The sequence below is a fragment of the Phyllobacterium sp. SL163 genome (assembly GCF_049896885.1).
GTDB lineage: Bacteria > Pseudomonadota > Alphaproteobacteria > Rhizobiales > Rhizobiaceae > Phyllobacterium > Phyllobacterium calauticae.
Genome location: NZ_JAFCVE010000007.1, coordinates 266,975 through 279,384, shown reverse-complemented (window position 1 = coordinate 279,384; position 12,410 = coordinate 266,975). Strand labels below are relative to the sequence as shown.

12 protein-coding genes are annotated in these 12,410 nt (G+C 59.4%); 1 reads left to right on the top strand and 11 read right to left on the bottom strand.

The window, feature by feature from the left end; translation table 11 throughout:
- From plsX to ACP7B1_RS17460, 3 genes are all read right to left on the bottom strand, one after another.
- Nucleotides 1-1,080, bottom strand: a complete 1,080-nt coding sequence (plsX, locus tag ACP7B1_RS17470; protein ID WP_346306619.1) for a phosphate acyltransferase PlsX — start codon at nucleotides 1,078-1,080, stop codon at nucleotides 1-3.
- Nucleotides 1,081-1,301: 221 nt separating this feature from the next.
- Nucleotides 1,302-1,865, bottom strand: coding sequence for a YceD family protein (locus ACP7B1_RS17465; RefSeq protein WP_346306620.1), 564 nt, complete (start codon nucleotides 1,863-1,865; stop codon nucleotides 1,302-1,304).
- Between the two features lie 13 nt (nucleotides 1,866-1,878).
- Entirely contained in the window at nucleotides 1,879-2,439 is a 561-nt protein-coding gene (locus ACP7B1_RS17460) for a ubiquinol-cytochrome C chaperone family protein (RefSeq protein WP_288193387.1), read from the bottom strand.
- A gap of 123 nt (nucleotides 2,440-2,562) precedes the next feature.
- Here ACP7B1_RS17460 and ACP7B1_RS17455 point away from each other — a divergent pair, with 123 nt between their 5' ends.
- The gene (locus tag ACP7B1_RS17455) at nucleotides 2,563-3,069 is read left to right on the top strand and encodes an outer membrane protein assembly factor BamE (protein ID WP_346306623.1); all 507 of its coding nucleotides are present in this window, start codon (nucleotides 2,563-2,565) and stop codon (nucleotides 3,067-3,069) included.
- A gap of 68 nt (nucleotides 3,070-3,137) precedes the next feature.
- Here the strand turns inward: ACP7B1_RS17455 and ACP7B1_RS17450 are convergent, their stop codons facing one another.
- From ACP7B1_RS17450 to ACP7B1_RS17415, 8 genes are all read right to left on the bottom strand, one after another.
- A complete protein-coding gene (locus tag ACP7B1_RS17450) occupies nucleotides 3,138-5,294 on the bottom strand; it encodes a sodium-translocating pyrophosphatase (RefSeq protein ID WP_346306621.1) in 2,157 nt (718 codons plus the stop codon).
- Nucleotides 5,295-5,660: 366 nt separating this feature from the next.
- Nucleotides 5,661-6,167, bottom strand: coding sequence for a transcription antitermination factor NusB (gene nusB / locus ACP7B1_RS17445; RefSeq protein ID WP_223615721.1), 507 nt, complete (start codon nucleotides 6,165-6,167; stop codon nucleotides 5,661-5,663).
- 4 nt (nucleotides 6,168-6,171) lie between these two features.
- Nucleotides 6,172-6,633, bottom strand: coding sequence for a 6,7-dimethyl-8-ribityllumazine synthase (ribH, locus tag ACP7B1_RS17440; RefSeq protein WP_091883905.1), 462 nt, complete (start codon nucleotides 6,631-6,633; stop codon nucleotides 6,172-6,174).
- A gap of 56 nt (nucleotides 6,634-6,689) precedes the next feature.
- Nucleotides 6,690-7,304, bottom strand: coding sequence for a riboflavin synthase (locus ACP7B1_RS17435; protein WP_223615720.1), 615 nt, complete (start codon nucleotides 7,302-7,304; stop codon nucleotides 6,690-6,692).
- 10 nt (nucleotides 7,305-7,314) lie between these two features.
- Entirely contained in the window at nucleotides 7,315-8,424 is a 1,110-nt protein-coding gene (ribD, locus tag ACP7B1_RS17430) for a bifunctional diaminohydroxyphosphoribosylaminopyrimidine deaminase/5-amino-6-(5-phosphoribosylamino)uracil reductase RibD (RefSeq protein WP_346306103.1), read from the bottom strand.
- 5 nt (nucleotides 8,425-8,429) lie between these two features.
- A complete protein-coding gene (gene nrdR, locus ACP7B1_RS17425; protein ID WP_105735609.1) occupies nucleotides 8,430-8,912 on the bottom strand; it encodes a transcriptional regulator NrdR in 483 nt (160 codons plus the stop codon).
- 499 nt (nucleotides 8,913-9,411) lie between these two features.
- Nucleotides 9,412-10,722, bottom strand: coding sequence for a serine hydroxymethyltransferase (gene glyA, locus ACP7B1_RS17420; protein ID WP_403172868.1), 1,311 nt, complete (start codon nucleotides 10,720-10,722; stop codon nucleotides 9,412-9,414).
- 187 nt (nucleotides 10,723-10,909) lie between these two features.
- Nucleotides 10,910-12,199: a L,D-transpeptidase family protein gene (locus ACP7B1_RS17415; protein ID WP_374042779.1), complete on the bottom strand. Its 1,290-nt coding sequence runs from the start codon at nucleotides 12,197-12,199 to the stop codon at nucleotides 10,910-10,912.
- Nucleotides 12,200-12,410: the final 211 nt, after the last annotated feature.

Sequence of the window (12,410 nt, the reverse complement as noted above, 5' to 3'; positions counted from 1 at the left end):
CTACGCCTGTGGTTCTATTTCAGCTTCTGAATCATTTTCGGCCTCGCCCTGAAAAGCGACCCCGACCGGGCTTTTGTGAAAATGGCTCAGATCCGAGGCAATCTTTTCCAAAAGCTTGTTTCGGGCCATGTCATAACCGACATCAACTGCCGAAGCGAAGCCCAGCGCATCGGTTCCGCCATGGCTCTTGATGACAACGCCGTTCAGCCCGAGAAACACGCCGCCATTGGTCTTGCGCGGGTCCATTTTCTCGCGCAGGCGATCAAATGCCCCCTTGGCGAAGAGATAGCCGATCTTGGCCATCCATGTGCGGCCCATCGCATCGCGCAGATACTGCGCGAACTGCTTGGCCGTCCCCTCCGCCGTCTTCAGCGCGATGTTTCCGGTAAACCCTTCGGTGACAACCACGTCGACAGCGCCCTTGCCGATGTCGTCGCCTTCGACGAAGCCGTAATATTCAAGGCTTGGCAAGGGAATCTCACGCAAAATGCGTGCCGCATCCTTGACGTCGTCCTGTCCCTTGATTTCTTCCACCCCGACATTGAGCAGGCCGATCGTCGGGCGTTCGATCTCGAATAGTGAGCGGGCCATGGCGGCGCCCATGACGGCATAGTCGACCAGCTGCTGCGCGTCGGCACCGATGGTCGCGCCGATATCGAGCACGATACTCTCACCGCGCAATGTCGGCCAGATGCCGGCAATGGCCGGGCGTTCCACATTGGCCATGGTGCGCAGGCAGAATTTCGACATGGCCATCAGCGCGCCGGTATTGCCCGCCGATACGCAGACATCCGCCTCGCCTGTTTTCACCGCCTCGATGGAGCGCCACATGGATGACTTCCAGCGGCCGTTGCGCAGGGCCTGACTGGGTTTTTCGTCCATACGCACCGACACGTCGCAGTGGTGGAATGTCGAGCTCGCAAGCGTGGGATGACGGTCGAGAACCGGCCTTACCTCTTCCTCACGACCGAAGATCACAAAACGGATATCAGGATGGCGCTCCAGCGCCGTTGCCAGACCGGGAATGACGATCTCAGGACCGAAATCACCGCCCATGGCATCAATGGAAATTCTGATCACTCTCGATTGTCCTGTTCAGTGAGTATGCTTGCTGGGTTTATCAATTGCTCAAAGACTCGGCGAAAATAGTCAATTTCCGTCGCTGTACAACCGGAATCTGCCGGACCTCCGGCACATGGACTGGAATCATTGTGAAAAACACTGCCCCTTTTTGGGTATTTTCCGTTGTTATAGCCCATCAGGGCAGTATTTCGATAGTCAGCCCTAGGAAATCGTCACAATCAAGGCTTCTGTTTCCAGTCCTTGAGGCCGGCAAACGGACTGACAGGCTTCTCCGCTGTTTCGTCATCGCCGAAGACAACCTCGATGGGCGCATCCGATACACCCTCCTTGCGGGGGTACGGATCAATGGCCAGCTCGAAAAACTCCTCGGCTATGGCACCGGCATCCAGCGTGTCGCCAGAAAATGTCTCCGGTATATCCGGGCCGTCGGCGCTGATGATCAGTTCGCCGTTCTCATCGAGCGGCAAACGCGCCAGCTTTGAGTTCTCCGGCACGAACAGCGTATCCACTTCCGCATTGACGACCGCATCGACAGGATCCGACGTGACAACGCAGGACTGGACGATCCGGGCCTTCACCACGCCGCGCACGCGTATGCCGTCCTTCTTCCAGGGAACAATCTGCAGATCGGCCTTGAACGACGTCACATCCTGCAATTCGTGAAAGTCCCGCAGCGCTATGCGCTCGCGCTCGTCCGCTTCGATCTTGACGGTCAGTCCCTTCTGCGGAAGCCGTTTGACCGAGATCGGGAAACTGAGTGCGCCATCGATATTTCTTGTCATTTTGCTCCCCTTCCTAATTCTGCAGGGTTTCTGCACCGGCGCTGGCGTCCGGAAAGGCCAGCTGCCCGCGGGCTATATCTTCATCCGACTGGTTTTCCAGGAACAACGCCGCTTGGATGGTGTATCCGGCCAGTGCAGAGGCGCCTGTCCATTCGCTGGTGTCGGGGCGGACATTGCGGGCCAGTGCGGCCGCCAGGGCGGGATGGTCATTGGTCTGGAGCGCCTTGTCATAGGACTCCACCCGGCCATAGAACATGCGCGCCAGCTTTTTCATCCGCTTCGGGATACCGGAGTCGCCGATCCCAAGCTCCCGCAGCGAGTGATCCACGTCGCGGAAGAATTCATCCGTCACTTCCTGTCCGATCATCTTGAGGGCGGGCGTCCTGCCCTTTATCCGGCGCATGAAAAGAAAAACGTGCAAAGATACCATTTCATAGCGTCCGAGCGGCGAATCCGGCACATCAATGTCAGAATAGAGGTATGGCTGCCGCGCCGCCGCCACGATCACATCGTAGAGGGCTGTGGTAATCGCCTCATTTGCTTTGGCCTTACGGCTGAATAAATTGAGAATCATATATGTGCTTTCACTTGGGTCGGGCCGCAACACGAGTCGCCGGTTGCATCGGACTTCAAGGTGGTTTACCGAAGTTCTGCGGGCAGCGAAAGACGTGGCCCCACTATTGAAATGGAGATGTCGTTGTTGCAGCGGATTTTCAAGGCCGATCGTTCCCGGGAATATCTTCTCGCCGGAACTCTGTTTTTTGTCGTAGGGCTTGCCGGCTGTAATACCGCCAACCTCAATCCATCTGAAACATTGTCGGAAGGCTATATTCTCGACGAGAAGGCGCTGGCATTCGTTCCAGTCGGGTCCAGCCGCGAGCAGGTCATCCTGTCGCTTGGCAGCCCGTCTTCGACGGCAACGTTCGACAACGAAGTCTTCTATTACATTTCCCAGAAGCGCAAACGCAGCGTCGCCTTCATGCAGCCGAAGGTGACCGACCGTCGCATTCTTGCGGTTTATTTCGACCAGAAAAGCAAGGTCGCCAGCATTTCCAATTACGGATTGCAGGACGGCAAGGTTTTCGACTTCATCTCCCGCACCACGCCGACCGGCGGCAAGGACCTTTCGTTCCTCGGCCAGCTGCTGGCAGGCGTTGGCAAGGCGCCCGGTTCCATTGGCGCAGGCGGACCTCCCGGTCAGTAATTCCTGCGCTGAAAACAAAAAACCCGCGAAACCAGATTTCGCGGGTTTTTCTTTGGCGTGAGGGGCGCTTATCCGTGCGCAAGCACCGCCAGCAGCAGCAAGGCCACGATGTTGGTGATCTTGATCGCCGGATTGACCGCAGGGCCAGCCGTGTCCTTGTAGGGATCGCCGACCGTATCGCCGGTCACGGATGCCTTGTGGGCTTCGGAGCCCTTCAGGTGCCGCGTTCCATCCTTGTCGACAAAACCGTCTTCGAAGGACTTCTTGGCATTGTCCCAGGCCCCGCCGCCGGATGTCATCGAAATGGCAACGAAAATGCCATTGATGATCACGCCGAGAAGCGAAGCACCGAGCGCAGCGAAGGCCGAGGCTTTCGAACCGGAAATCAGCAGCACGCCGAAATAGACGACGAGCGGCGCCAATACCGGCAGCAGCGACGGCACGACCATTTCCTTGATGGCGGCGCGGGTGAGAATATCCACCGCCCGCGCATAGTCCGGACGCTCCGTACCGGCCATGATGCCCGGCTTTTCACGGAACTGCCTGCGCACCTCTTCCACCACGGACCCTGCTGCCCGGCCAACGGCCGTCATCGCGATACCGCCGAAGAGATAGGGGATGAGACCGCCGAAGATCAGACCGGCGACAACGTAGGGATTGGAAAGCTCGAACGATACGGCGCCTATTCCCTTGAAATAGGAGAAGGCCGTCGAACCATCCTTGTTCGCTTCGCTGATGAAGAACTGCAGGTCGTTGGAATAGGCGGCAAACAGCACCAGCGCGCCCAAACCGGCCGAACCGATGGCATAGCCCTTCGTCACGGCTTTCGTCGTGTTGCCGACGGCATCCAGCGCGTCGGTGGACTTGCGCACGTCCGGATCAAGCCCGGCCATTTCCGCGATACCGCCGGCATTGTCCGTCACCGGACCAAAGGCATCGAGCGCAACGATCATGCCGGCAATGCCGAGCATGGCGGTAACGGCGATGCCGGTGCCGAACAGCCCGGCAAGCTGGTAGGTCGAAATGATGCCGCCGACGATGACCAGGGCGGGCAGCGCCGTCGATTCAAGCGACACGGCCAGACCCTGGATGACGTTGGTGCCGTGGCCGGTCACCGACGCCTGGGCAATCGAATTGACCGGACGCTTGTTGGTGCCGGTATAATATTCGGTGATCACCACGATCAAGCCCGTCACCACGAGCCCGACTAGGCCGCAATAGAAGAGGTTGATGCCGGTGATCGACTTGCCTGCGACCGTTCCCACCTCGCCCCAGCCGACAGTCATCGACGTGGCAAGGGCAAGACCGGCAATCGACAGAAGACCTGTCACGATGAGGCCCTTGTAGAGCGCGCCCATGATCGAGTTGTTCGCGCCGAGCTTGACGAAGAATGTCCCGGCAATCGAGGTGATGATGCAGGCGCCGCAGATGGCGAGCGGATAGAGCATGACCGTGCCCAGGACGGGCGTTGCGGCAAAGAAGATGGCACCCAGAACCATCGTGGCAACAATGGTCACCGCATAGGTTTCGAAAAGGTCGGCGGCCATGCCGGCGCAGTCGCCGACATTGTCGCCCACATTGTCGGCAATGGTTGCCGGGTTGCGCGGGTCATCTTCGGGAATTCCGGCTTCGACCTTGCCGACGAGATCGCCGCCGACATCGGCACCCTTGGTGAAGATGCCACCGCCAAGACGGGCGAAGATGGAAATAAGCGACGCACCGAACCCGAGGGAGACAAGCGCGTCAATGACAACACGGTCCGCAGGCAGATGGCCCATCGGGCCGGTCAGGATATAATAATAGACCGAGACGCCCAGAAGCGCGAGACCGGCCACGAGCATGCCGGTGATCGCCCCGGATTTGAACGCGATCTCGAGACCGGCGGCGAGACTGCGGGACGATGCCTGCGCCGTGCGCACATTGGCACGGACGGAAACATGCATGCCGATGAAACCGGCAAGCCCCGACAAGACGGCACCGATCATGAAGCCGACTGCCGCGGTGGAAGACAAGAGGTACCAGACTGCTAGAAAGACAACGACGCCAACCATGGCGATCGTGGTATACTGACGTGTGAGATAGGCCTGTGCACCTTCGCGAATTGCACCGGCGATTTCTTGCATGCGCGCATTGCCCTGGTCCGCTGCGAGCACCGATTGGGTAGCCCAGAAAGCGTAAACGACAGACAGCAGACCGCAGGCGATGACGAGAAACAGTATAGTCATGCCACTCCCTCAGATTTTGACCCGAAAAATACCCCTCCCCAGGTCAGGTTCGGTACGGCACGCAAAATCTGCCAGGCCGGCAGAAACGCGACCGTATGTACTAGGAGTAACGAAGCGGATGCGAAAAGGTCAAGGCCTTTCGCTGAGGCGGCTCAGGGTTGGGATAAACCGATCTGATTCAGCAGGTTTGGCGCATTGTGTTCCGGCTGGTGCGTGGTTCGACAAGCTCACCATGAAGGATGTGGTTGGCTACACAACCATAGGTGCGGTGCAGGATATGGCTCCCTGCAGCCTGCGCCGCCCCTCATGGTGAGCTTGTCGAACCACGCACAGAGGGGTGTGTCCGCCACTTTCAATGAATGGACGTCAGCCGCGCGGGTTCTTCGCGCCGCGGCTTTCACCGCGCAATTCGAAGGCGAGACGGTCGAGCACGGCATTGACCAGTTTGGGTTCGTCTTCCGTGTAGAAGGCCTTGGCGATGTCGATATATTCCGAAACGATAACCGCCGTCGGCACATCGGGACGGTTCTTCAGTTCCCAGATACCGGCGCGCAGGATCGCCCGCAGCGTGGAATCGAGCCGCGACAGCGGCCAGTCTTCGGTCAGGGCCTGGCGGATCATCGGGTCGAGGGATGTCTGCTCGGCAACCACACCGGCGACAATGGCGCGGAACCATTGCGGATCGGCATCCAGATACTGCGTACCGTCGACTTCCTTGCCGAGACGGTGCGCTTCATATTCCGCCACAACCTCGATCACGCCGGTTCCGGCAACATCCATCTGGTACAGTGCCTGCACCGCCGCCAGGCGGGCAACGCCGCGCTTGTTGGCGGGCTTTACAGCGGGACTTTCCCCATCTTTGGAAGCAGGCATCCGGTCAGGCTCCGAGTTTTTCCTTGAGGGCAATCATGGTCAAGGCAGCGCGCGCTGCAAAACCACCCTTGTCCTTGTCCTCGCGGCGGGCACGGGCCCAGGCCTGCTCTTCGTTCTCGACGGTGAGAATGCCGTTGCCGATGGCAATGCTTTCATCCACGGCAAGCTCCATCAGAGCACGGCAGGATTCATTGGCAACGATATCGAAATGATAGGTTTCGCCGCGAATGACCGTACCAAGCGCCACGAAGCCATCATACTCCGTTCCGCCGTCTTCCGCTGCATCCAGGGCAAAGGAAATGGCGGCAGGCACTTCAAGCGCGCCGGGAACGGTCACGACATCATAGGTTGCCTTGCCTTCATCGAGCGCCAGCTTGGCGCCGTTCAGCAGGGCATCCGACAGGTCGTCGTAGAATCGCGCTTCCACGATCAACAGATGGGGCGCATGCGCCTTTTTTTTGGACATGGAAAACTCCAGAACTCAATGGGGGTGGCGAAGATGCTCCGCCTCTGCGTGTGGTCCTAGGCTGATTTCGGATATTCTGCAAGCCGTGCAGCGTATCTCGCCATCTGATCGATCTCGATATTCACCTTGTCACCGGCCTTGCGGTCACCCCAGGTGGTGACTTCGAGCGAATGGCGGATCAACAGGACGTCGAATTCATTGCCATTGACGGCATTGACCGTCAGCGACGTACCGTCGAGCGCCACGGAGCCTTTCGGCGCGATGAACCGCGCCAGTTCTTCCGGCACCCGCAGCGTGAAGCGGACGGCATCGCCCTCATCCTCGCGCTTGACGATCTCGGCCATGGCATCGATATGGCCGGAGACAAGGTGCCCGCCCATCTCGTCGCCCAGCTTGAGCGAGCGTTCCAGATTGATGCGCGTGCCGTTCTTCCAGTTGGCGATGCTGGTCAGGCGCAAAGCCTCTTCCCAGGCTTCCACCTCGAACCAGCGGGCATTCGAACCCTTTTCCGGCAGCGTCACGACGGTCAGGCACACGCCTGAACAGGAGATGGAGGCGCCGATCTCGATCGTCTGCGGATCGTAATTGGTTTCCACGCGCAGAAGCACGCCTTCATTGAGCGGCTTGACCTGACCTATCTTGCCGATATCCGTTACAATTCCCGTAAACATGCATGGTTCCTCAGATGGGTCTTACGTATTCGCGATAGCGATCATCACCGAAGCGGTCATCCCGCGACAGTGTGAAGTCACGAGCGATATGGGAAGAAAGTTCCGGTACTGCAAGACCGCCGTCTGATCCGATTGCCAGCGGGCCTTCAAAAAGCGCAATGCGGTCAACGAGATCGTCCTGCAGAAGCGCGGACGCGACGGCAGCACCGCCCTCCACCATCAGCGTGGCGATGCCCTGCGCCGCCAGATCATCGAGCAGTTCCGGCAGCGCGGTTGCGCCGCAGTCGGTTTCGGTCGCGAGAATTCGGCAGCCCGCCGCGACCAGCGCCTGGCGCTTGGCCGGATCGGCCTGGGCGCTGGCGGCAATCCACAGGGGAACGCTACCCGCCGATTGCACCAGCTTGCTGTCCAGCGGCAGACGCAGCCGGCTGTCGAGCACGACGCGCACCGGCGAACGGTTTTCCAGCCCCGGCAGGCGGCAGGTCAAGATGGGGTCATCGGCCAGCGCCGTGCCGATCCCCACGAGAATGGCGTCGGATTCAGCCCGCATCAGGTGTACCTGCGCCCGCGCGGCCGGCCCGGTGATGGTGATCTGGCCCGTCCCGTGCCTGCCGATATAGCCATCGGCGGAAAGTGCAAGTTTCAGAGTCACTTCCGGGCGTTTTTTCGATGATCGAATCAGGTAGCCGGCGAGATAATCGGCGGCTTCCGCTGCCAGAACGCCGGTCACCACCTCGATGCCGCCATTGCGCAGGATGGCATAGCCCCTGCCCGCCACCCGGTCATCCGGGTCATTGGCGGCGGCAACGACGCGGCTGACGCCAGCTGTCACAAGCGCATCGGCACAGGGCGGCGTCTTGCCGTGATGGGCGCAGGGTTCCAGCGTGACATAGGCCGTAGCGCCCCTCGCCCGGTCGCCAGCCTCGGCCAGGGCTTGTGTTTCCGCATGCGGCCGCCCGCCGATGGCGGTCACGCCGCGCCCGGCAATGACACCATCCTTGTCGACAATGAGCGTCGCGACGGACGGGTTTGTTCCCGTCAGCCCCTGATGGCTGCGCGACAGACGAATGGCCGCAGCCATGTAGCGCCGGTCAAGCGCACTCTGCTCCGATGGGTTCATGCGGTTCACTCATCCTCGACCGGATCGGACGCAACATCGCCAGCGGTGATTTCGTCGATCACATTGTGGAAATCCTTGGCCTCGCGGAAATTGCGGTAGACCGAGGCAAAGCGGATGTAGGCGATGTCGTCGATGCCTTTCAGCGCATCCATGACCAGCCGGCCGATTTCGTCGGAGCTGACCTCCGGTTCGCCGGAGCTTTCGAGCTGGCGGACGATGCCCGACACCGCGCGCTCCACCCGTTCCGGATCGACCTGCCGCTTGCGCAGCGCCACTTCAACCGAACGCATCAGCTTGTCGCGGTCGAAAGCCACCTTGCGGCCGCTCTTCTTGATCACGCTGAGATCGCGCAACTGCACGCGCTCGAAGGTGGTGAAGCGCCCGCCGCACACGGTACAGATGCGCCGTCTGCGGATCACCGCCCCATCTTCGGCGGGGCGGGAATCTTTCACCTGAGTATCCTCAGACTGGCAGTAGGGACAACGCATCGTTTGGCTTTCCGGAGATGATTCTGAAATCGGTAGTGGTCCGATTCTGACATTTGCGTCCCTTTGATACAGGCCATTCAGGCAAATGTCAGAATCAAAGGACCACTAGCAAGTCTATGATACTAGTGGAACTTTGAATTTGACATCCGCATGTTGCGGGTGATGTCAAACGGGGTGCGGATGTCAAATTCGTTCCACTATGGGAAGATAGTGGCTTTCGGTACGATATAAAAGCACCCTGGCCGCAACGATGTGTCAAAGAAACGGTTGGTGTGACTGTTTGTGGCTGGCGGATGGCAGAGTCACATTGCGTGGTTCGACAAGCTCACCATGAGGGAGAGTGAGGATTGCAGAGAGCCATACCCTACAACCTTTGCGAGTAGCTTGAAGCCAACTCGCCTCCCTCATGGTGAGCTTGTCGAACCACGCACTTCCTCCCGCACCCGCAAACAAAAATGGCGGCGCTCAAGCACCGCCATTTCCAATATTTCTCCCGGAATTACTGTCCGAGGTAGGGGTAAAGCGGGAAACGCCCGGTCAGCTCGACCACCTTGGTCTGCACGGCCTTTTCCACCGCTGCATTGCCCTCGTCGGAATTGGCGACCTTCAGGCCATCGAGCACTTCCGAAATCAGATTGCCGATCTCGGTGAATTCGGCCGCGCCGAAACCGCGCGTCGTGCCGGCCGGTGTGCCCAGGCGCACGCCCGAGGTGACGAACGGCTTTTCGGGGTCGAACGGGATGCCGTTCTTGTTGCAGGTGATGTTGGCGCGGCCAAGCGCAGCTTCCGCACGCTTGCCGGTGGCGTTCTTGGGACGCAGGTCCACCAGCATCAGATGGTTGTCGGTGCCGCCCGAAACGATGTTGAGGCCGTTCTTCTTCAGCGATTCTGCCAGGGTACGGGCATTGTTCACGACATTCTGGCCGTAGGTCTTGAATTCCGGCTTCAGCGCTTCACCGAAAGCCACGGCCTTGGCGGCGATGACATGCATCAGCGGTCCGCCCTGCAGACCGGGGAAGACAGCCGAATTGATCTTCTTGGCGATATCAGCGTCGTTGGTCAGGATCATGCCGCCGCGCGGGCCGCGCAGGGATTTGTGCGTCGTGGTGGTGGTGACGTGCGCATGCGGCAGCGGCGACGGGTGCACACCGGCAGCCACGAGACCGGCGATGTGCGCCATGTCGACCATCAGATAGGCGCCGATCGCGTCGGCGATCTGGCGGAAACGCTCGAAATCCCAGACGCGCGAATAGGCCGTGCCGCCGGCAATGATCAGCTTTGGCTTGTGCTGATGTGCCAGGCGTTCGATTTCGGCCATGTCGAGCAGGTTGTCGTCCTGGCGCACGCCGTAGGACACGACGTTGAACCACTTGCCGGACATGTTGACGGGCGAACCGTGGGTCAGGTGCCCGCCGGAATTGAGGTCGAGGCCCATGAAGGTGTCACCCGGCTGCAGCAGCGCCAGGAATACGGCCTGGTTCATCTGGCTGCCGGAATTCGGCTGCACATTGGCATATTCGCAGTTGAACAGTTTTTTGGCGCGTTCGATGGCCAGTTCTTCTGCGATATCGACAAACTGGCAGCCGCCATAATAGCGCTTGCCCGGATAGCCCTCGGCATATTTGTTGGTCATGATCGAGCCCTGTGCCTCAAGCACGGCACGCGAAACGATGTTTTCCGAGGCGATCAGCTCGATCTCGTGGCGCTGGCGGCCCAGTTCCTTGCGGATGGAGCCAAAAATTTCCGGATCGATGTCTTCGAGTGATGCGTTGAAAAATGTATCTGCAACGGAAGCGCTTGCATTCGACATGGTGCCTGGACCCTCATTTGCCGGTAAGTGAGTAGGTATTTCCGGCGCATTATCATACTTAAACGATCAAGGCCAATGGCCGGTGGGCGAAAAGCACTAGCCCGAAACCGCCATCCACCATTCAAATGCAAAAAGACCGCCCGGAGGCGGTCTTTGCAATATCAGCAAATTCAAGCAGATGCAGCGATCAGGTATTGGTGCCGATCGACAGGGCCTGCTGGCCATCGCGCTCGTAAATATCGTCGCGCAGCTGGACGACACCGTCGCCGGTCGACCAGGCGCTGACATAGACGAAATGCAGGGGAACCGGATCGGCAACGGCAATCGGCGTGTTGACGCCGGATTTGATCGTCGCATCCATGGTCTGGCGGTCCCAGCCCGGTGTGTTGCGCAGCAGCCAGACATTCAGGTCGCGCACATTCTGCACGCGCACGCAGCCGGAAGAATCGAAGCGCATCAGCTTGTTGAAATTGCCCTGCTGCGGCGTGTCATGCATGTAAACCGCGTAGGGATTGGGGAAGTTGATCTTGGTCGAGGACATGGCGTTGATCTTGCCCGGGTCCTGACGGAACATCAGCTTGACCGCATCGTCGGTGTTCCAGTCGACGCTTTCCGGCGGCACTTCCTGGCGCTGTTCGTTGAACAGGCGGATCTTGTTGCGCGTGAGGTATGTCGGGTCCTTGCGCATCAGCGGGATAATATCCTTCTGGATGATCGACTTCGGTGCCGTCCAGTAAGGGTTGAGAATGACTTCGGAGATCTTGGAGTCGAGAATCGGCGTCTGGCGGTCGATCTTGCCGACAATGGCCGTATGGCGCTGCACGACGCGGCCACCCTCGACGGCCTCGATCTGCGCGGCCGGAATATTGACCATGACATAGCGGGCGCCCTGGTTGGCAGCGGCGAGCGTGCGCACGCGCTCCAGATTGGTCTGCAGCTGGCCGAGCCGGATATTGGCCGGAATGTTCATGGCAGCAATGGTGAACTGGCCCATGACACCATCAGCGGGAAGGCCGTGACGGGTCTGGAAACGCTTCACCGCCGCATCGACGTAAGTGTCGAACGAATTGGAAATGCCGGCGCTCGCGGACAGATCGCCCGATACCATCAGGCGCTTGCGCAGGATGGAAACGGAAGGATCGACAACGCCGAGTTGCAGTTTGGTGGTAACCGGCACGTTCGGCCAGCCGCCACCGGCAACGATCTGGTTGTAGCTGTTGATGGCCGCCTGAATGAAGGACACTGTCTCGGGGCTGGCAATCGGCTGAAAGCTGGCCACCTTGGCATGGGCGCTGGAGCGTGCGTCGAACTGGTCGTCCCAGTTGCCGCGGCGTGGAGAAGCAAGGATGTCGTTGATTGCGGCATCTTCTGCCCAGGCGGACGATGCAATGGCAGCCAAACCAGCTGTTGCCACGCCCGTGAGGAATGTGCGGCGATCAAGCGCTGATGATCCTAGTTTCTTCATAGTATTGCCCAACCCAATTGGAAGTTCTGTAACCAACCCGTCGCCTCATAACGCAGAACACGGATTATGGTTTCCAAAATTATCAGGAACACCCTTAATAAACAGCAACTTTTGCACTGATCGCGTTATCGTGATGGTTCGAGCGCCGATCAGCCCGTGCGGAGGCCGCTATTTAAGCTTCACTGAATTATGGAATAACTCAAAACGCCTTTCCACGCCATTA

What these genes read in the sequence shown, in the direction of transcription:
- ACP7B1_RS17465 (WP_346306620.1), bottom strand. Translation starts at nt 1,865, where the DNA reads ATGACAAGAAATATCGATGGCGCACTCAGTTTCCCGATCTCGGTCAAA.
- ACP7B1_RS17460 (WP_288193387.1), bottom strand. Translation starts at nt 2,439, where the DNA reads ATGATTCTCAATTTATTCAGCCGTAAGGCCAAAGCAAATGAGGCGATT.
- ACP7B1_RS17450 (WP_346306621.1), bottom strand. Translation starts at nt 5,294, where the DNA reads ATGACTATACTGTTTCTCGTCATCGCCTGCGGTCTGCTGTCTGTCGTT.
- nusB (WP_223615721.1), bottom strand. Translation starts at nt 6,167, where the DNA reads ATGCCTGCTTCCAAAGATGGGGAAAGTCCCGCTGTAAAGCCCGCCAAC.
- ribH (WP_091883905.1), bottom strand. Translation starts at nt 6,633, where the DNA reads ATGTCCAAAAAAAAGGCGCATGCGCCCCATCTGTTGATCGTGGAAGCG.
- ACP7B1_RS17435 (WP_223615720.1), bottom strand. Translation starts at nt 7,304, where the DNA reads ATGTTTACGGGAATTGTAACGGATATCGGCAAGATAGGTCAGGTCAAG.
- ribD (WP_346306103.1), bottom strand. Translation starts at nt 8,424, where the DNA reads ATGAACCCATCGGAGCAGAGTGCGCTTGACCGGCGCTACATGGCTGCG.
- nrdR (WP_105735609.1), bottom strand. Translation starts at nt 8,912, where the DNA reads ATGCGTTGTCCCTACTGCCAGTCTGAGGATACTCAGGTGAAAGATTCC.
- glyA (WP_403172868.1), bottom strand. Translation starts at nt 10,722, where the DNA reads ATGTCGAATGCAAGCGCTTCCGTTGCAGATACATTTTTCAACGCATCA.